Annotated in this window: 18 protein-coding genes and 1 pseudogene; 8 read left to right on the top strand and 11 right to left on the bottom strand. The window is 57.6% G+C overall.

What is annotated here, in order from left to right:
• Window positions 1–400 precede the first annotated feature (400 nt).
• Window positions 401–1270: a nucleoside-specific channel-forming protein Tsx gene (locus CKQ53_RS02010; RefSeq protein ID WP_094118423.1), complete on the top strand. Its 870-nt coding sequence runs from the start codon at window positions 401–403 to the stop codon at window positions 1268–1270.
• A 68-nt stretch (window positions 1271–1338) separates the two neighbouring features.
• Here the strand turns inward: CKQ53_RS02010 and fklB are convergent, their stop codons facing one another.
• The gene (gene fklB / locus CKQ53_RS02015; protein WP_094118422.1) at window positions 1339–1959 is read right to left on the bottom strand and encodes a BamJ family beta-barrel-assembly machinery protein; all 621 of its coding nucleotides are present in this window, start codon (window positions 1957–1959) and stop codon (window positions 1339–1341) included.
• Between the two features lie 269 nt (window positions 1960–2228).
• On the opposite strand from fklB, the gene CKQ53_RS02020 reads away from it, so the two are divergent.
• The gene (locus CKQ53_RS02020; RefSeq protein ID WP_094118421.1) at window positions 2229–2903 is read left to right on the top strand and encodes a LysM-like peptidoglycan-binding domain-containing protein; all 675 of its coding nucleotides are present in this window, start codon (window positions 2229–2231) and stop codon (window positions 2901–2903) included.
• Between the two features lie 161 nt (window positions 2904–3064).
• On the opposite strand, the gene rplI is transcribed toward CKQ53_RS02020, so the two are convergent.
• The 7 genes from rplI to CKQ53_RS02060 form a co-directional block, all read right to left on the bottom strand.
• Window positions 3065–3517: a 50S ribosomal protein L9 gene (gene rplI / locus CKQ53_RS02025; protein ID WP_085651130.1), complete on the bottom strand. Its 453-nt coding sequence runs from the start codon at window positions 3515–3517 to the stop codon at window positions 3065–3067.
• A gap of 41 nt (window positions 3518–3558) precedes the next feature.
• Window positions 3559–3786: a 30S ribosomal protein S18 gene (gene rpsR / locus CKQ53_RS02030; protein WP_000135199.1), complete on the bottom strand. Its 228-nt coding sequence runs from the start codon at window positions 3784–3786 to the stop codon at window positions 3559–3561.
• Between the two features lie 4 nt (window positions 3787–3790).
• Complete coding sequence (gene priB, locus CKQ53_RS02035) at window positions 3791–4108, bottom strand: primosomal replication protein N (protein ID WP_085651129.1); 318 nt, start codon at window positions 4106–4108, stop codon at window positions 3791–3793.
• A gap of 9 nt (window positions 4109–4117) precedes the next feature.
• Entirely contained in the window at window positions 4118–4510 is a 393-nt protein-coding gene (gene rpsF, locus CKQ53_RS02040; RefSeq protein WP_085651128.1) for a 30S ribosomal protein S6, read from the bottom strand.
• Window positions 4511–4731: 221 nt separating this feature from the next.
• Window positions 4732–5481, bottom strand: a complete 750-nt coding sequence (gene yjfP, locus CKQ53_RS02050; protein WP_094118420.1) for an esterase — start codon at window positions 5479–5481, stop codon at window positions 4732–4734.
• A 152-nt stretch (window positions 5482–5633) separates the two neighbouring features.
• Window positions 5634–6251 (bottom strand): peptide chain release factor H, encoded by a 618-nt coding sequence (prfH, locus tag CKQ53_RS02055; RefSeq protein WP_094118419.1) that lies wholly within the window; start codon window positions 6249–6251, stop codon window positions 5634–5636.
• Entirely contained in the window at window positions 6248–7369 is a 1122-nt protein-coding gene (locus CKQ53_RS02060; protein WP_118894596.1) for an RNA ligase RtcB family protein, read from the bottom strand. The genes prfH and CKQ53_RS02060 overlap by 4 nt, the downstream gene beginning before the upstream one ends.
• A 167-nt stretch (window positions 7370–7536) precedes the next feature.
• Here CKQ53_RS02060 and bsmA point away from each other — a divergent pair, with 167 nt between their 5' ends.
• Both bsmA and CKQ53_RS02070 read left to right on the top strand, forming a co-directional pair.
• Window positions 7537–8079 carry a biofilm peroxide resistance protein BsmA gene (bsmA, locus tag CKQ53_RS02065; RefSeq protein WP_244200989.1) on the top strand — a complete coding sequence of 181 codons (543 nt, stop codon included), beginning with the start codon at window positions 7537–7539 and terminating at the stop codon, window positions 8077–8079.
• Window positions 8080–8102: 23 nt separating this feature from the next.
• The gene (locus CKQ53_RS02070; protein ID WP_085651124.1) at window positions 8103–8384 is read left to right on the top strand and encodes a hypothetical protein; all 282 of its coding nucleotides are present in this window, start codon (window positions 8103–8105) and stop codon (window positions 8382–8384) included.
• Window positions 8385–8432: 48 nt separating this feature from the next.
• Here the strand turns inward: CKQ53_RS02070 and rlmB are convergent, their stop codons facing one another.
• The 3 genes from rlmB to nsrR all read right to left on the bottom strand — a co-directional run bounded on the left by rlmB (window position 8433) and on the right by nsrR (window position 12215).
• The gene (gene rlmB, locus CKQ53_RS02075) at window positions 8433–9164 is read right to left on the bottom strand and encodes a 23S rRNA (guanosine(2251)-2'-O)-methyltransferase RlmB (RefSeq protein WP_085651123.1); all 732 of its coding nucleotides are present in this window, start codon (window positions 9162–9164) and stop codon (window positions 8433–8435) included.
• 137 nt (window positions 9165–9301) lie between these two features.
• Window positions 9302–11746, bottom strand: coding sequence for a ribonuclease R (gene rnr / locus CKQ53_RS02080; protein ID WP_094118417.1), 2445 nt, complete (start codon window positions 11744–11746; stop codon window positions 9302–9304).
• 43 nt (window positions 11747–11789) lie between these two features.
• Complete coding sequence (gene nsrR / locus CKQ53_RS02085) at window positions 11790–12215, bottom strand: nitric oxide-sensing transcriptional repressor NsrR (RefSeq protein WP_100053524.1); 426 nt, start codon at window positions 12213–12215, stop codon at window positions 11790–11792.
• 483 nt (window positions 12216–12698) lie between these two features.
• Here nsrR and CKQ53_RS02090 point away from each other — a divergent pair, with 483 nt between their 5' ends.
• The 4 genes and pseudogenes from CKQ53_RS02090 to codA all read left to right on the top strand — a co-directional run bounded on the left by CKQ53_RS02090 (window position 12699) and on the right by codA (window position 17275).
• Window positions 12699–14279: a methyl-accepting chemotaxis protein gene (locus tag CKQ53_RS02090; protein WP_094118415.1), complete on the top strand. Its 1581-nt coding sequence runs from the start codon at window positions 12699–12701 to the stop codon at window positions 14277–14279.
• 292 nt (window positions 14280–14571) lie between these two features.
• Window positions 14572–14727: pseudogene (locus tag CKQ53_RS02095) on the top strand (cytosine permease); the annotation flags it as partial.
• 80 nt (window positions 14728–14807) lie between these two features.
• Window positions 14808–16043, top strand: coding sequence for a PucR family transcriptional regulator (locus CKQ53_RS02100; RefSeq protein WP_094118413.1), 1236 nt, complete (start codon window positions 14808–14810; stop codon window positions 16041–16043).
• Entirely contained in the window at window positions 16040–17275 is a 1236-nt protein-coding gene (gene codA, locus CKQ53_RS02105) for a cytosine deaminase (protein ID WP_118894598.1), read from the top strand. Before CKQ53_RS02100 ends, codA begins: the two co-directional genes overlap by 4 nt.
• The last annotated feature ends 18 nt before the right edge of the window (window positions 17276–17293 follow it).

Below are 17293 nucleotides of genomic sequence, written 5' to 3' on the forward strand. Positions count from 1 at the left end.
TGTCCGGCTCTTCGCTGGTGCATACACCGCCTGTCTTTCACCAAAAAGAGGCGAAATACGCAGGTATTGAACGGACTTTCCGTTTCAACATCCTCCAGGTATTGCATCAGGTAACAAAACGCAAGGCGGAAAGGAAGCCGACGTTTTCTGGTATGTCATTTGCTTCTGACCGGCAGAGGTCAAAGGGCTCAGGAAAGAATCAGGCTCGGCCATGCCGTGATTGAAAGACCTGCGCCCCACCGTTATGCCGTTCTGAACACGGTGAATCAACGCGGCAGAGAGGGATGACAGCCCTTGCCGCCAGACACGCTTAACTTTCCACGATTTTGGTGCTGCGTGTTTTCAGCACGCCGTCACCTTTAACGAGCAGGAAACGCTCTTTGTTTTAACGAGGAAACACATGAAGAAAATCGCCTTTGCCGCCGGTGCGCTGCTGGCTTCGTCTTTTAGCGCGGCCGCGGCCGACGGTCAGTATGCCTCAGACTGGTGGCATCAGAGCGTCAACGTCGTCGGCAGCTACCATACCCGCTTTGGACCACAGCTCAATAACGACCTTTATCTGGAATACGAAGCCTTCGCCAAAACAGACTTACTCGACTTTTACGGCTATGTGGATGTTCCCAAGTTCTTTGGCGTCGGCAACACGCCCGACAGCGGCATCTGGGACAAAGGCTCTCCGCTGTTTATGGAAATCGAACCCCGCGTTTCCCTCGATAACCTGACCGGCACCGATCTCAGCTTCGGTCCCTTCAAGCAGTGGTACTTCGCCAATAACTATATCTACGACCTCGGGCATAACGCCGACGGACGTCAGAATACCTGGTACATGGGGCTTGGCACCGACATCGATACCGGTCTGCCGATCAACCTGTCGCTGAACGTATACGCTAAATATCAGTGGGAAAACTATCAGGCGGCCAACGAAAACCAGTGGGACGGCTATCGCATCAAGGTGAAATACTTTGTTCCGCTGACCCCGCTGTGGGGCGGCAACTTGAGCTACATCGGTTTCACCAACTTCGACTTTGGCTCCGATTTGGCCAAGGACAGCAACTGGGTAGACGGTAACGGTAAGCAAGTACGCACCAGCAACTCTATTGCCTCCAGCCACATTCTGTCGCTGGGCTACGATCACTGGCACTACGCGCTCGTCGCGCGCTATTTCCATCACGGCGGACAATGGCAGGATGGGGCGGAGATTGGCACGCCGCAGGGGCCGATCAAATCGACCGGATGGGGATATTACGCCATGGTGGGGTATAACTTCTAACGAGGCAGTCGCTCTCGTGGTAAGGCGAGATGTCAGACCGCCCGTCGACGGTCTGACGGTTTCCTGACTTACAGGATTTCCAGCAGCTCGACTTCAAAAATCAGCGCGCTGAACGGCGGGATGGACGCGCCAGCGCCACGTTCGCCGTAGGCCAGGTCCTGCGGGATATACAGTTCCCACTTGGAACCGACCGGCATCAGGGTCAGAGCTTCAACCCAGCCTGGGATAACGCCGCTGACCGGGAATTCCGCCGGCTGGCCGCGCTGTACGGAGCTGTCGAAGACCGTACCGTCGATCAGACGACCGGTGTAGTGCACACGTACGCGGTCCTGACGGGCAGGAATATCGCCTTCGCCCTGAGTCAACACACGGAACTGAAGACCAGACTCGGTGCTGCTCACGCCTTCTTTCTGCGCATTCTCTTCCAGGAAACGCTGACCTTCTACCGCCAGCTCGCGCTGACGTTCGCGGCGTACCGCATCCGCACGTTCATGAACTTCACGCAACGCACGGTGAACGACGTCGACCGGTACGGCTGGCGCCTGTCCGTCAAGAGCATCACGCAGGCCAGCGACCAGCGCTTCAGGAAGCAGCCCTTCCAGACCCGATTCCTGTAACTGTTGACCGATCTGCAGGCCGATGCCGTAGCTTGCCTGGGCTTCTACGCTGTCATAAGAAGGCGTTGTCATTGATGTTCCTTTTTTCTGTAAAAATAGCGAACGTGCAGCATAACAGCGTGAGGTTTATGGGTAAAATTTTCTCTGTCCAGCCCCGCCGGACGCGCGCTGACATACCTTGTGACCGATAGCGTGGACTCCGCCCCAAAAGCGTTCTGACTTACTGGCTATCATTAAGGGATTACCGATATACTCAAGGCGTTTTACCTTACACGGTAGCAAGAGAGGTCATCATGGGCAGAATCGCGCCCAGGAGAAGTAAAACTCGCAGGGATTCCCGCATGCTATGGCAATCCTGCCTGCGCTTGTGGCGTCAACGTCCCTGGCAGTTCCGCATCGCCGATAAAATGCCAGGCCGCAGACCGTCCGCGTCAGCCTCCGCACGTCGCATCCCCTATGGCCGAATCTCGCCGCTGCTACGTCAGCTCTGGCATGTGCCGGACCGCTTCCAGTGGATGGAACCGCTGCCCTATCCGCATCGTCGCGGGTTGCTGATTGCGGCGACCTTGCTGCTGATTGTGCTGCTCTGGCCCTATTCTCCAACGCCGGAGTCTCCGAACGTCGCCAGCCCCACAAATGTTCCGTTGGCGTCAGAGCCCGCTCCGGTTCAAGCCAGGCTGGTCAATCCAACGCCGCATACTGTTTCAGCCCCTGCGCCGGAACAAGCAGAAGCGGCTCCCGCAGCAACGGAAAAACCGTGGCAAAACTACCAGATAGCCTCAGGACAAACGCTGGCGCAGCTTTTTCGCGATCACAACCTGCCGGTTAACGACGTGTTCGCCATGGCGCAGGTGGAAGGCAGCGACAAACCGCTCAGCAGTCTTCATGCGGGACAAAAGGTCAGACTGCGGTTGAATGCGCAGGACGTGGTGTCGGAATTAGAGATTGATACAACGGATAACCAGACGGTGCAGTTCGTCCGTCAGCAGGACGGCGCGTTTGTTCGCACTCGCTAGGTGGCGTTTGAGTCACGGATAGGAAAGTCAAAAAGAAAGCGGGCGCTTTCTGTCAGCGGAAAGGGCCTGTTACCCACCCAGGTGAATTATCGATTCACTCCCCCAGAAATGCAAAACGCTGGCACAAGGCCAGCGTTTTACGACGTTAACATCAGCGTAAATTACGCTTCAGCAACGATAACCACGTTCAGCTTAGCGAATACGTCGCTGTGAACCTGGAAGCTCACTTCGTGTTCGCCCAGAGTACGCAGAACGCCATCCGGCAGGCGGACTTCGCTTTTCGCAACTTCAACGCCAGCTGCGGTAACCGCATCAGCGATGTCACGAGTACCGATAGAACCAAACAGTTTACCTTCATCACCCGCTTTGGAAGCGATGGTGACGTTAGCCAGTTCGTTCAGTTTAGCGGCACGAGCTTCAGCTGCGGCCAGAACGTCAGCCAGTTTGGCTTCCAGTTCAGCGCGACGAGCTTCGAAGAACTCAACGTTTTTCTTGGTTGCCGGCACAGCTTTGCCCTGCGGAACCAGGAAGTTACGAGCGTAGCCCGCTTTAACGTTTACCTGGTCGCCCAGGCTGCCCAGGTTTGCTACTTTATCAAGCAGAATAACTTGCATTACCTTATCCTCTTAAAGTCTTGTTAATAGACAGCAGCCGATTACTGATGACGATCGGTGTACGGCAGCAAAGACAGGTAGCGCGCGCGCTTGATAGCACGGGCCAGTTGACGCTGATATTTTGCACGCGTACCGGTGATACGGCTCGGTACAATTTTACCACTTTCAGTGATGTAGTTTTTCAGCGTAGCGATGTCTTTATAGTCAATCTCTTGAACGCCTTCCGCGGTGAAACGGCAGAACTTGCGACGACGGAAATAACGTGCCATTTGGCTAGTCTCCAGAATCTATCAATTCAATCTGCTCGGCATGTAGAACAACCTTGTTCAGGCCATTGCGCCCTTGGTGGCAACTAATGAAACCATGAACGGTGAGTTGCATGCCGACCGTTATACTGTGAGTTAATGCTTGTGACGGGTGTCCACTGACAACCACGGGCATACGGCACCATGCTTGCCGGTTAAATCCGGCTTCCTGCTGCGAAGAACGATGCTCAAGCACGAACTGGCAGTGAGGAATACCCGAAGGACTGACTTTTCGAATGGGCGTCTTGCACACGGTGCCGGACAGTACCAGTCGATTAGTCGTCATCACGGCAAATTACTCTGCAGAATCCCCAGCTTCAGCATCATCGCTGGTTTCTGCGAAATCTTCACGACGCTCGCGGCGCTCGTCTTTCGCTTTTACCATCGGGGAAGCTTCAGTTACCGCGTGTTTAACGCGCATAACCATGCTGCGGATAACGGCGTCGTTGAAGCGGAAGTTTGTTTCCAGCTCATCGATCACTTCCTGCGGAGCTTCCACGTTCAGCAGAACGTAGTGAGCTTTGTGCAGTTTGTTGATCGGGTAAGCCAGCTGACGGCGGCCCCAGTCTTCCAGACGGTGGATCGTACCTTCAGCACCAGTGATAGCACCGGTGTAACGTTCGATCATACCTGGAACCTGTTCGCTTTGGTCAGGATGAACCATAAAAACGATTTCGTAATGACGCATCGAATTGCTCCTTACGGATTATTCAGCCTCCTGTCAGGGTCAGCCGCGGCCCATGGAAGCAAGGAACGTAGTTGTGTGCGGCCGAAAAAATGACGCGCAATTATAAGTGCCCCGTACAGGTAACACAAGCGACAATGTGGCCGGGAAAGCAGAAAGGCCGCGAGAAAAAGACGCGGCCTTAGAGTCAATGATGTGATTGACGACAGGAAAACGTCCGCCACTCAGAGGTGCTGACGGAAAAAATGGGCGCCCGCCCGCAGCGCGGTGGGGGTGATTTTATGGCCGATACCCGCCTCCGTCAGATAAGTCACGTTCGCGTCCAGCTGACGTTTGGCAAGCGCCTGATACAAACGTTCAGTCTCGTCCGCCGGTACCAGCGTATCCGCCAGCCCATGCCACAGCAGCAGCGGTCGGTCAGACACTTTTTCCAGCTGATGCCCCACATCGTAAGGCGCAAGCTGTTCTGCCAGCGACGCGAATTGCGGCGCGTTCTGCGGTTCATCCGGCGCGACCGGAGGGAACAAAGAGCGCGACAATGATGAGACATAGCCCGATCCCATAAAGGCCGCCACCGCGTTGATCCACGGATACTGCGTCATCGACGCTAACGCGGTCATCCCCCCCAATGAAGCGCCGCAGACGCCAATGCGCCCGTCTTCAATCAATCCCAACTGACGGAAATGCGCCACGTACTCCGGCAGCTCCCGGACATTCTGCTGGAAGATATCCCAGAAATGATGCAAACGCCGCGCGTCGTCACCGTCAAAGCGGGCGCCGTGCATCGGGGCATCCGGGGAAACCACGCGAAATCCGGCATGCGCCAGCGCATAGCCGAAGTAGGAATAGACCTCTTTCGAGGAGGTGAAACCGTGAAAGAAGAAAACGGTGGGCAGAGACGCAGCCTGTTTGCCTGATGGCGTAGCGTGCAACGCCTCAACGCCGTTTATCGTGGTTACCGAAATATCGACCATCAGTGTCACCTCCCTTTTCGTTCATCTACGCCGCCAGTGCCGTCGCCAGCGCGTTTACTCCCCATACCATAGCGCCAAACACACCTGAGGGATAAAAAGAAATCCCCCCAACCATAGATAAAAAACGACAAAGCGTGACGGCTGGCGGATGGCTAACCACAGGGTTCGAAGCGCTCGCCTTTGAACACCCGCACCGGATTGCCACGTTCAACCTGTTGGTGACAACGATGTCGCTGCTCCCGCAAGGCCGCCGTCCGCTGCTGGTGCTGCTGCCGTAAGCGCCACTCAATCAAATGGAGCGCGAGACGGCGATTGGCATGCTGGCTACGCTCACTTTGCACCCGTACGCTGATGCCGCTGGCGACATGCGTCGCGCGGACGGCGGACTCCGTCTTATTGACGTGCTGGCCACCGGGACCGGAAGAGCGCAGCGTCTCGATACGGATCTCTCCGTCAGTGAACGTTTGCTGTGGGGTGAAACGCTGCACGCCGATAAACCAGTTCTTACGCCCGGGACCTTTACGCCAGGGACTGGGACAAACCCACTGCAACGTCCCGCACCATGCGTCCGCCAGCGCTTCCTCGGCGTCGCCCTGCAGTAGAACCAACGCGGATCTCAGCGTTCCCGGCCGGTCCCCGGATTCGCTTTCGACCATCTCCAGCGTGACGGACAACGCGTGCGCTTCGCGCGTCAGCGTGTGTAATGCCTTGGCGGTCGCCAACATGCACTCATCAGGCCCTTGCGCGGCGGAGAGTTGCAGAAAAATCATGCGGCACCTCCCCGCGTTTTATACGTTAACAACGGCTTCAAACGCGCGATTGGCGTGATCAGTCCCGCCCCTTCCAGAGACGCGATCACCGTATCAATCGACTTGTACGCCTGAGGCGCCTCCTGAAACATCAGCTGTTTATCCTGACAGATGACGCGACTCCCCAGCGCGGTACGCGCCAGATCCTGCATGCTGTAGCGCTGCTCAAGGCGCGCCTTGCATTCGGTACGCATCCATTTGCGGCCTGCGCCGTGCGCCAATGAGTACAGACTGACTGCATCGGGCCGCGGCTGTACCAGATAGCTGTAATCGCCGCGAGAGCCGGGGATGACGACCGGACCGGCATCGGACGGCGTGGCGCCCTTGCGGTGCAGCCACCCGGCCTCGCCGTCGATGGTGGTCGACGTCACCAGATTGTGAGCCACATCCAGCAGGGCTTCGCCGTCCGTGTGCCACCGCTGCAACATACGCAGGGCAATGCACTGCCGATTAACCTCGGCAAAGCGCAGCGCCTGTTGATGCTGCCGCCAGTAATCATCAGCGTCGGGCGTCCCCTCCCGCAAACCTTGATGCCCGTGCTTTCGGACGTGCTGCTCCAAAATGGCCTGACCTAGCCCTCGCGACCCGCTATGCACAAGCAGCAAGAGTCGCCGGGCGTCCGGCATCATTTCTTCAAAGAGTGACGGCTGGTAGACCTGATCCACCTGTTGCAGCTCGGCAAAATGATTACCGCCGCCAAGGGTGCCGAGAGAAAACCGGTGCGGCAGCATATCGTCGTCGAGGTCCGGCACGTCGTCCAACGGACCATCGATATTGCCCAATCTTTTCTCCAGCTTATCCAGAGAAATTTTGCCGGCAGATAAGCCGGTGCGCCATAACGCCATGCCACAGCCGATATCGTTACCGACCAGCGCAGGGTAAAAACGGCGGAGAGAGAAAAAAGCGGCCCCAATGGGATAGCCGCGCCCCGGATGCAGGTCCGGCATGCCGGACACCCGCGCCATATCCGGCAGACCGGCTGTAGCGGTCAATTGCTGAATGGCGGTATCATCAATCCAGGTGTTTTGCGACGCGATCACATTCACGCACGCAGAAATAGAGCGAATTGTATTGCCCATAGATCAATCCTAATGATCAATTGAAAAAGATTTCGTGGGCAGGCAGAAGCCGGAACAAGACGCAAAGAAACAGAAAACTGCGGTGATTAATCCTGACATTGCCTGCAAAGGGTTGAATGTGAATAAGTCATACTGAACCTCCTTTGCAATGCGATAGGTGAGTGGAAATGGAAACAGCAGAATATTACGACTGCGATAAGGCAATTGGCAAGCAAAAAACGACAGCCATTAGTCAATCCACCAGCGAAAAGTGCCACACAAAAGGCGAAAAACCAGCAGAGTCATCCACGCACCAGCAGGCAGCGAAGATGCTGTTGACGGAGCCTCAGCCTTTTCAGCGAAAATGTTCAGCGATTTTCTTTTTGGCGCGCAGCGCATTACAACGGACACGTCAGCGACTGGCGATATTTTCATGTTCTCTGCTACTCTCCGCCTGCGGCTTGAACACGCCAGAACCCGCGCCGCCGCCCGGTCAACAGGCGATTGAAATCACACGGCAGCAAAGCTTTTCACTGGATAGAATCGACACGCTTTCTGTTATCGTGCGGGGGAGTCCCGATGACGCGGACCGAGAAGTGAGGCGCCAGGCTAATCAGCGCGGCGCGCAGTATTACCGGATTGTCAGCCGGATGGAGAGCGAAGCGCTCAACCCCGGCGTCTGGAGAGCCTTTGCCGTGCTATACAGGCAGCCGGCGGTCCAGAAACCCTGAAACCACCCGATTGAGAGGATGTAATGAAGAAAATATTGGCCATCGCCGTTCTGCTGTTCAGTGCGGGTTCCGCCACGGCAGCCACCGCGCCCTGCCGCAGCCTGGAATGGAATTTATGGGTAGAGTCCGAACTGAATATCCTCGGCCAATCGCAAATCAGCGTGCAGATTGGTTCGACGACCTGGCAACAGGCCGTAGAGAGTAAGCTGGCGGCGAAATCCTGGCCGAACAAAACCTCTGTACTGTGGTGTAACGCGGTAGAACAGCGCATCGCGGCCAAAGCCTCGTCGACCGCCGCCAAATAAGCGAATCATCCAGCGGGAGCCAGCTTGCTCCCGCCATCACACCCCGTCTTAGCTGCGCTGGCGCACCGCTTCGAACAGGCATACGCCGGTGGCGACCGACACGTTCAGCGAAGAGACGCTGCCCGCCATCGGAATGCTGATCAGCTCATCGCAATGCTCGCGCGTCAATCGACGCATTCCTTCACCTTCCGCCCCCATTACCAGCGCCATTGGGCCGGTCAGCTTGCTTTGATACAGCGTATGGTCAGCCTCGCCCGCCGTTCCCACAATCCACACGTTGTGCTCTTGCAGCAAACGCAGCGTACGCGCCAGATTGGTCACGCGAATCAGCGGCACGCTTTCCGCTGCGCCGCAGGCGACTTTCTTCGCCGTGGCGTTCAGCTGTGCGGAACGGTCGCGCGGAACAATCACCGCGTTCACGCCCGCGGCATCTGCGCTACGCAGGCAAGCGCCCAGATTATGGGGGTCGGTCACGCCGTCCAGCACCAGCAGGAACGGTGCTTCGTGGGCAGCCAGCAGCTCAGGCAGATCGTTTTCCTGAAACTGTCGCCCCGGCTTAACGTTGGCGATGATCCCCTGATGTACGGCACCCTCGACTTTGCTGTCGAGCCACTGGCGGTTGGCGACCTGCACGGCGATGCCGTTGGATTCCAGCTCGGCGACAACCGGCTGCAGACGACGGTCTTCCCGACCTTTCAGAATGAAGACTTCGAGAAAACGCTGTGGGTCGCGCTCCAACAGGGCTTTAACCGCGTGGATACCGTAAATAATTTCGCTCATTGATACTCTTTTGACAGATATAACGGGCGGTAAACCGCCCGCGATGTTGATAATGGAGACGCTTCGCTGCGCCTGACGACACGCCCATCAGCCAAGTTTCCCCTCGCCGACGCTGCGCTGATCGCCAGGCGTCAGACCTATTCCGCGGCGGGCTTTTTGCCTGCGCGTTTGGCCTTGGTGGCGGCGGCGATCTTACGCGTTTTCTGCACGTTCTTTTTGGCTCTGGACGGCGCTTTTTTCCCGCCGTCAGCTTTCTTGACGCCGTCGTTATCGTTGCGGAACGCGCTGTCCGGCTCAAAGTTGACGTGCTTGTTGGCAGGCTTACGACGACGAGGGGATTTATTGTCTTTCCCGTCGCCCTGCTTCATCCGGTCACGCGCCGTTTTTCCTTCACCGCGCACTTTGCGCGTGGAAGAGACCAGTGCGAAGTCGATATTGCGCTCGTCCATATGCACCGCTTCGACGCGGATTTCGACTACGTCGCCCAAGCGGTAAACCTGACCGCGTGATTCGCCAATCAGACGCTGGCCGATATTATCATAGCGATAGTAGTCGTTATCCAGCGACGAAACGTGCACCAGCCCATCGATAAACAGGTCGTTGAGACGGACGAAGAAGCCGAACCCGGTAACGCTGGAGATCACGCCGGTGAAGACTTCGCCCACATGATCCTGCATGAAGTCGCATTTCAGCCAGTCGGCCACGTCACGCGTCGCTTCATCCGCACGGCGTTCCGTCATGGAACAGTGCTGACCCAGTTGCAGGCATTCCGCCATATCGCTATGCCAGCCGCCGGTCGCGGTGGAACGCGCTTTACGGTCGCTCAACAGATATTTGATCGCCCGGTGCAACGAGAGATCGGGATAGCGGCGGATCGGCGAGGTGAAGTGCGCATAAGAAGTCAGCGCCAGCCCGAAGTGGCCGCGGTTTTCCGGATCGTAAACCGCCTGCTTCATCGAACGCAGCAGCATGGTCTGCAACATGTCGCGGTCCGGACGGTCGGCCAGCTGCGTCATCAGCTCCGCATAGTCCTGAGGCTGTGGCTTCATACCGCCTTTCAGCGTCAGGCCCAGCTCGCCCAGCACGCTGCGCAGCGCCAGAACGTGGTCTTCGGTAGGACGATCGTGGACGCGGAACAGCGCAGGCTCTTCGTGTTTCTCAACGAACTTGGCCGCCGCGATATTCGCCAGGATCATGCACTCTTCAATCAGCTTGTGCGCATCGTTACGCACCACGGCTTCCACGCGATCGATACGGCGATCGGCGTTGAAGATAAACTTCGCCTCTTCCGTTTCAAACGCGATGCCGCCTCGTTGTTCACGGGCTTTATCCAGCACTTTGTACATCTCGTGCAACTCTTCCAGCGCGCCGACCAGCGGCTGGTAATGCGCGCGCAGCGCTTTGTCGCCCTGCAGAATGTTCCACACCTTGGTATAGGTGAGACGCGCGTGAGAGCTCATCACCGCTTCGTAGAATTTGTAGGAAGAGAGACGTCCCTGCGCGGAGATGGTCATCTCGCACACCATGCACAGACGATCCACCTGCGGGTTCAGGGAGCACAGGCCGTTGGAAAGCGCTTCCGGCAGCATCGGCACAACCTGAGACGGGAAGTAAACCGACGTGCCGCGGGCGCGCGCTTCGGTATCAAGCGGCGTCTCCGGGCGTACATAGTAGCTTACGTCCGCAATCGCCACCCAAAGACGCCAGCCGCCGCCGCGTTTCTTCTGGCAGAAAACGGCATCATCGAAGTCACGGGCGTCTTCGCCATCAATGGTGACTAACGGCAGCTGACGCAAATCGATGCGACCCTGTTTGGCGCTCTCAGGCACTTCGCTGCTGTATTCGCCGACCTGTTCTTCCACTTCGGGCGGCCAGGCGTGCGGAATATCATGGGTGCGCAGCGCGATATCCACCGCCAGCCCGGTCCCCATGTTGTCGCCCAGCACTTCCACAATCTTACCGATCGCCTTGGAGCGACGCGTGGCGCGCTGCGTCAGCTCGACCACCACGACCGATCCCATACGGGCGGTGGATACCGCCTCAGGCGGGATCAGGATATCGAAGCTCAGACGACTGTCGTCCGGCACCACGAAGCCCGTACCGGCTTCGGTAAAGTAACGGCCGACGATCTGGCTAGTCCGCGGCTCAAGAACGCGGACGATACGTCCTTCTCTGCGGCCTTTACGATCTTCGCCGAGGGGCTGGGCCAGTACGACGTCGCCGTGTATCGTTGTTTTCATCTGTTCGGCAGACAGGTACAGGTCGTCCTTGCGACCCTCGACGCGCAGGAAACCGAAGCCGTCGCGATGGCCCATGACCGTACCGCGAAGCAAATCCAGTTTTTCAGGCAGGGCGTAGCATTTACGGCGGGTGAAGACCAGCTGGCCGTCACGCTCCATCGCTCTCAGGCGGCGACGCAGCGCTTCTTGTTGTTCGTCAGACGTCAGTTCCAGATCTTTGGCCAGTTCTTCACGACTGATAGGGGTATCTCGCTTGGCGAGGTGCGCCAGAATGTATTCTCGGCTAGGAATCGGTGATTCGTACTTTTCTGCTTCTCGTTCGAGAAATGGGTCTTGTGACATTAAGTTTCCTCCGTTGTCATCGGCAGGTGGCTGAACGGATTGCTTATTCAACCAGAAGTAATTGGTATAGCGGCGGATTTTCTTTCACCATATCAGCCAGCGTGTAACTGTCCAGCTCCTGCAGGAAACTCTGCACTGCCTGATGAAGGGCCTGCTTGAGACGGCAGGCGGAAGTTATGTGACACGCATCGCGATCGCAGTTGACCAAGGTCAGCGGCTCCAGTTCTCGCAATACGTCGCTGAGGCGGATGGTAGCCGGGTCCCGGCCCAGTCGGATGCCGCCATTTTTTCCACGGACCGCGTTAATCAGCCCGGCGCGGCTCAGTTGATTGATAATTTTGACCATATGATTGCGTGAGAGGCCGTAAACGTCGGTCACCTCGGTAATACTGGTCATTTTTCCTTCCGGCAACGACGCCAGATAGATCAGCGCTCGCAGGCCATAATCCGTAAAACGTGTTAACTGCACATTCACCTCTGGGGACATTTTCGGGTGTCGCTGAGGAAGCCGCCCCGTGCTTTCAGGTTCCCCGCCGTGCTACGCAACCACACAATCGTAAACGGCATCTCACACTACATGCTCATTTTTTATCAGCAGATAATAAACCAGCGGCAAACATCAGGGCCAATTATTTAACGTTTAACGACAATTTCACTTCATTTTGCCCTCTTTTGGCTCCGCCATAAGATAAGGGAATCCTGTTTCCTGCCCTCATCGCTCTTCTGATATGTTCTGATTCCACTCTTCTTGTGGCCTTATCCCATGAGTACACCTCGTTCGAACACGAACAGTGCGCACCCACCTGAGCGTACAGAGGGTACGTCAGGGTACCGAGCACTGCCCAGATTCAACAGGGTCAGTCAGGGACAGATTCTTATTTATAGCAGGCAACGTCCGGCGGCGTTGCAGTGATGCCGCCCGTGATTTTTCTACACACAGGGAATCGACATCATGCGTTTGAAGAACCTCTCCATTCGTACCGGTCTTTTATCGTTGTTAACGCTTATCACCCTGCTGCTGCTTATCGTCAGCGGTATGGGCATTCACGCCATTAATCAAAGCCGACAATCGCTCGGCGCGCTAAATCACATTCAGGGCCTACAGCTAGGCGGCCTGATGAGCGGCTATAACCTCACGCTGCAGGCGAGAGCCTCGGCCACGCTGGCCGTCCGGAAAATCGAGATGGGGCTGCTCGATATCGGCGCGCAGGAAACCGAACGCCTGACCCGCGAGGTCCAAAGCGCCACAAACGTTATCCAGCAGTTTTCCCAGACCGACAATGCGGCGGAGGAAGGACTCACGCTGGCGAAGAACGTCGCGACATCCTATCAACGCTATCTGGAACAGGGCCTCAACCCGATGGTGGAATCGCTGCAAAAACAGTATACGGACGAGTACTACACGCTGTTGGAAAGCAATCTGACGCCGCTGTCGATGGCGTTCGACAGCGCGATTCAAGCGTTTCGAACCTATGCGCAGCAGCAGGCGGTTGACCGTATTCAGGACGCCGAACATAACGAACGCGTCATGCTGTTGCTGATTAGCGTAGCGGGCCTGCTATCGCTGCTGCTGGTGTTTCTTGGATGGATGGCGCTGCGGCATATGCTGCTTAAGCCGCTCGACCGGGCGGTTGACCAGTTGGAACAGGTGGCGGCGGGCGATCTGACGCAGCGGATTCCGGCGGGCGGCGATAATGAGCTGGGCCGACTGAGCGACGCCATTGAGCGCATGCAGCTCGCGCTGCTGGCGTCGGTCGAACAAGTGCGAGACGCCAGTACTCACATTGACCGCGGCAGCCATGAACTCACGTCCGGCAACCGCCACCTCGAAGAGCGTACCGAAGCCTCAGTGGCCGCACTCGAGCAGACCGCAGCCAGCCTGGAACAGCTCAGCGCGACGGTCAAACACAACGCCGACAACGCCACGCTGGCGCATCAGTTAACCGATAAAGTCTCGGACACCACCGACCGGGGCAACGAATCGGTGTGCTACGTCATTGAGAAAATGCAGGAAATCGCCAACAGCGCCAAACGCATCAGCGACATCCTCGGCGTCATCGACGGCATTGCATTTCAGACCAACATTCTGGCGCTGAACGCGGCGGTGGAAGCGGCTCGCGCCGGAGAACAGGGCAAAGGGTTCGCGGTAGTGGCGAGCGAGGTCCGAAATCTGGCCCAGCACAGCGGACAGGCCGCCAAGGAAATTCGAACGCTGATCATGGATTCGCAAACCCACGTGACCGAGGGGCTGACGCTGGCCTCACAGGCGGGCGAGACCATGGACGAGGTATCCGGCGAGATCAACCGCATCACCAGCCTGATGAAGGAAATCTCCTATGCGTCTCAAGAGCAGCACCACGGCATCGAGCAGGTGAATATCGCCTTTACTCAGATAGACAAGGTCGCTCAGCAGAACGCCGCGCTGGTGAAAGCTTCCGCCACGACGACCGAATCGCTGGAAGCGCAATCCCGCCACTTGGTGGACGCGATGGCGATGTTCCGCATCGGCGATAAGCTCCCGCTACTGCCCTGATCCCCGACCGTCGTCGCCGTATTCGCGGCGGCGACCTTTTATCGCCCCGCCCTCACTCATTCCATCGCAACGCCCCTCGAGTCCTCACGACACGCCTGTCGATATCAGTGCAACTATCGGGCAAAACGCACAATCATAGAGCGGTTACGGGAAATAAAGACGCAAAAACCGGGCAAACTGCACAATACTTGACGTATCCACCGCCTACTTTCTCCGAATCAAAAAACGGGCACGTTAATTGCTCTGTTAACTCAGGTATTCCCCTTCCCTACGTTAAACAGAGGCCACCGCCATGTCAGAACGGAATGAGTTTCCCTTGAGTGAAACACCCAAAAATCAGCGCAAAGGGTTGCTCTCGATCTCAATGGTATTGTTCAGCTGTACGTTTTTTACGGCAACGATGTTCGCGGGCGGCAAGCTGGGCGTCGCCTTTCCGCTGGTCGGCATCGCGGCCTCCGCCAGCCTGTACATGCTCTTCACGCTGTTGAGCGGACGCCGCGCGCCCCTGACGCAACGCGAGGAGCTGCCATGAGTTTGACCATCAGTGAAATTCTGTCGCTGCCGGGGCTGGAGCCATTGCAGCTACGCGGCGGCGCGCACAATATTCATCGCGCGGTGCGCTGGTACTACGTGGCGGAAAATGAAGGGATCGCCGAGTGGATCATGGGGGGAGAGCTGGTCTTCGTCACCGGGATCAACCACCCGCGCAACGAAGAAAACCTGTTGCAGCTACTGCGTGAAGGACACCAGCACGGTATCGCGGGCATGGTGATCCTCACCGGAGAAGCGTTTATTCATGCGATCCCCGACGCCGTTATCGCGCTCGCGGACACGCTGGGCATTCCATTGATAGAGCAGCCCTATTCGCTGAAGATGGTGATCGTCACCCAGTGGGTCGGCACCGCGCTGGTCCAGCGAGAAGCGACGCTGCGATCTCAAAGAGACATTTTGATCCAGCTGCTGACCGGCGAGTATCCGAGCCTGGCGATCGCCAGCCAGCGCGCCAGTCATCTCCACCTCGCGCTGGAGCAGCCGCGTCGGATCGCCGCGCTGCGGCTGAGCGGCACTCAAGCGTTGTTCAATGCGTGCGATCCCGTGGCGGCCGAAACGCAGTTGCAGTCGGCCCGCCAGCAGATCCAACAGCAGCTGGAGGCGGATCTGGCCAGCCACGACCACGGACTGCCGCTGATCGTCCTGGGTGAACTGTTTATTCTGCTGCTGTCCGATGACGATCAGTCATTCCGGCGCAGCAAACAGCGGCTGCAACACCTTCAGCAAACGATCGACGCTCAGATCCGTCCCCTGCGCCTGTTCAGCGGCATCTCATCTCCGGTGATCTCGGCGGCGCACTACCGGCAGGGACTGATCGAAGCGCGGCGCGCGCTGGATGTCACGGAGAGCATGCAGCCGGACAAGGGCCAGTGCGACTATAGTGAGCTGGGCGTGCTTAAACTGCTGACCGCCGTCAAAGAGCCCGAGCTGGTCACGCAGTTCATGAAGGAAACGCTGGGGATGCTATTCGAGCCGCACCGCAAACATCCGCATCAGCTGGTGGAGACGCTCGACGCCGTGCTACAGGAAAACGGCAATCTGATCAAAGCCGCCGAGCGGCTGCATATCCATCGCAACACGCTGCACCAGCGTTTGCAGCGCATCGAACAACAGTCGGGGAACGCGTTGAGCGATCCCCAGTTTCGCTTGAATGCGTCGGTCGCTTTGCTGGTCTGGCGTATGTCCAATGCACAACAACAGGAGTTGTTATGAAGATTATCAATGCCGCCCTTCGCCATCAGCCGGGCCTCTACACGCTGAGCTTTCACGACGGCCTGATCGCCGCTATCGAGCCGCAAAGCGGTCCGCTGACGGCGGCGCCCAAGGACATCGATGCGGGCGAGCGTCTGGTGATCCCGCCGCTGGTCGAGCCGCACATTCACCTCGATGCGACGCTGACCGCCGGCGAACCGGAGTGGAACATGAGCGGTACGCTGTTTGAAGGCATTGAGCGCTGGAGCCAGCGCAAAGCCACCATCACCCACGAAGACACCAAGTGCCGGGCGCACAGCACCATCGGCCTGCTGCGGGATCACGGCATCCAGCATGTTCGCACCCACATCGACGTGACCGACCCTACGTTGGGCGCTTTGAAGACCATGCTGGAAGTCAAAGAGGAAGCGCGCGATCTGATCGATTTGCAGATCGTCGCGTTTCCGCAGGAAGGAATCGAGTCGTTCCCCGATGGCCTCAAACTGATGGAACAGGCGATCGACCTGGGCGCCGACGTCGTAGGCGGGATCCCGCACTTCGAAAACACCCGCGAACAGGGCGTAAGCTCAGTGAAGTTTCTGATGGATCTGGCGGAGCGTCGCGGATGTCTGGTGGATGTTCACTGCGATGAGACCGACGATCCTCAGTCACGCTTTCTGGAAGTGCTGGCCGAAGAAGCGCGCGTGCGCGGTATGGGCGATCGCGTCACCGCCAGCCATACGGTGGCGATGGGCTCCTACGATAACGCCTACTGCTCCAAGCTGTTTCGCCTGCTCAAACGTTCCGGCATCAGCTTTGTCTCCTGCCCGACGGAAAGCATTCACCTGCAAGGCCGCTTCGACACCTTCCCAAAACGGCGCGGCATCACCCGCGTCGCCGAACTGGACCGCGCAGGGATGAACGTCTGTTTCGGGCAGGACTCCATCAAAGACCCGTGGTATCCGCTGGGCAACGGCAATTTGCTGCGAGTGCTGGATGCCGGTCTGCATATCTGTCACATGATGGGCTACAAAGATCTACAGCGCTGCCTGGACTTCGTGACCGATAACAGCGCTAAAGCGATGCATCTGGGAGAAAATTACGGTCTGGTCGTCGGCCGACCCGCCAATCTGCTGATTCTGGATGCGGAAAATGATTACGAGGCCGTGCGTCGTCAGGCCAAAGCGCTGGTGTCCATACGCCACGGTAAGGTGATCATGCGTCGTACGCCCGAGCGCATCGACTACGCTTAATCCCGCGTTCCGGGCGGG

This window comes from Lonsdalea britannica (assembly GCF_003515985.1).
Lineage (GTDB): Bacteria > Pseudomonadota > Gammaproteobacteria > Enterobacterales > Enterobacteriaceae > Lonsdalea > Lonsdalea britannica.

Excerpts from the sequence above, each read along its gene's own strand:
- yjfP (WP_094118420.1), bottom strand. The coding sequence starts at position 5,481 with ATGGTCGATATTTCGGTAACCACGATAAACGGCGTTGAGGCGTTGCAC.
- rlmB (WP_085651123.1), bottom strand. The coding sequence starts at position 9,164 with ATGAGCGAAATTATTTACGGTATCCACGCGGTTAAAGCCCTGTTGGAG.
- rpsF (WP_085651128.1), bottom strand. The coding sequence starts at position 4,510 with ATGCGTCATTACGAAATCGTTTTTATGGTTCATCCTGACCAAAGCGAA.
- CKQ53_RS02100 (WP_094118413.1), top strand. The coding sequence starts at position 14,808 with ATGAGTTTGACCATCAGTGAAATTCTGTCGCTGCCGGGGCTGGAGCCA.
- rpsR (WP_000135199.1), bottom strand. The coding sequence starts at position 3,786 with ATGGCACGTTATTTCCGTCGTCGCAAGTTCTGCCGTTTCACCGCGGAA.
- rnr (WP_094118417.1), bottom strand. The coding sequence starts at position 11,746 with ATGTCACAAGACCCATTTCTCGAACGAGAAGCAGAAAAGTACGAATCA.
- CKQ53_RS02010 (WP_094118423.1), top strand. The coding sequence starts at position 401 with ATGAAGAAAATCGCCTTTGCCGCCGGTGCGCTGCTGGCTTCGTCTTTT.
- bsmA (WP_244200989.1), top strand. The coding sequence starts at position 7,537 with ATGGAAACAGCAGAATATTACGACTGCGATAAGGCAATTGGCAAGCAA.
- CKQ53_RS02090 (WP_094118415.1), top strand. The coding sequence starts at position 12,699 with ATGCGTTTGAAGAACCTCTCCATTCGTACCGGTCTTTTATCGTTGTTA.
- CKQ53_RS02060 (WP_118894596.1), bottom strand. The coding sequence starts at position 7,369 with ATGGGCAATACAATTCGCTCTATTTCTGCGTGCGTGAATGTGATCGCG.
- CKQ53_RS02020 (WP_094118421.1), top strand. The coding sequence starts at position 2,229 with ATGCTATGGCAATCCTGCCTGCGCTTGTGGCGTCAACGTCCCTGGCAG.
- priB (WP_085651129.1), bottom strand. The coding sequence starts at position 4,108 with ATGACGACTAATCGACTGGTACTGTCCGGCACCGTGTGCAAGACGCCC.
- prfH (WP_094118419.1), bottom strand. The coding sequence starts at position 6,251 with ATGATTTTTCTGCAACTCTCCGCCGCGCAAGGGCCTGATGAGTGCATG.
- fklB (WP_094118422.1), bottom strand. The coding sequence starts at position 1,959 with ATGACAACGCCTTCTTATGACAGCGTAGAAGCCCAGGCAAGCTACGGC.
- CKQ53_RS02070 (WP_085651124.1), top strand. The coding sequence starts at position 8,103 with ATGAAGAAAATATTGGCCATCGCCGTTCTGCTGTTCAGTGCGGGTTCC.
- codA (WP_118894598.1), top strand. The coding sequence starts at position 16,040 with ATGAAGATTATCAATGCCGCCCTTCGCCATCAGCCGGGCCTCTACACG.
- rplI (WP_085651130.1), bottom strand. The coding sequence starts at position 3,517 with ATGCAAGTTATTCTGCTTGATAAAGTAGCAAACCTGGGCAGCCTGGGC.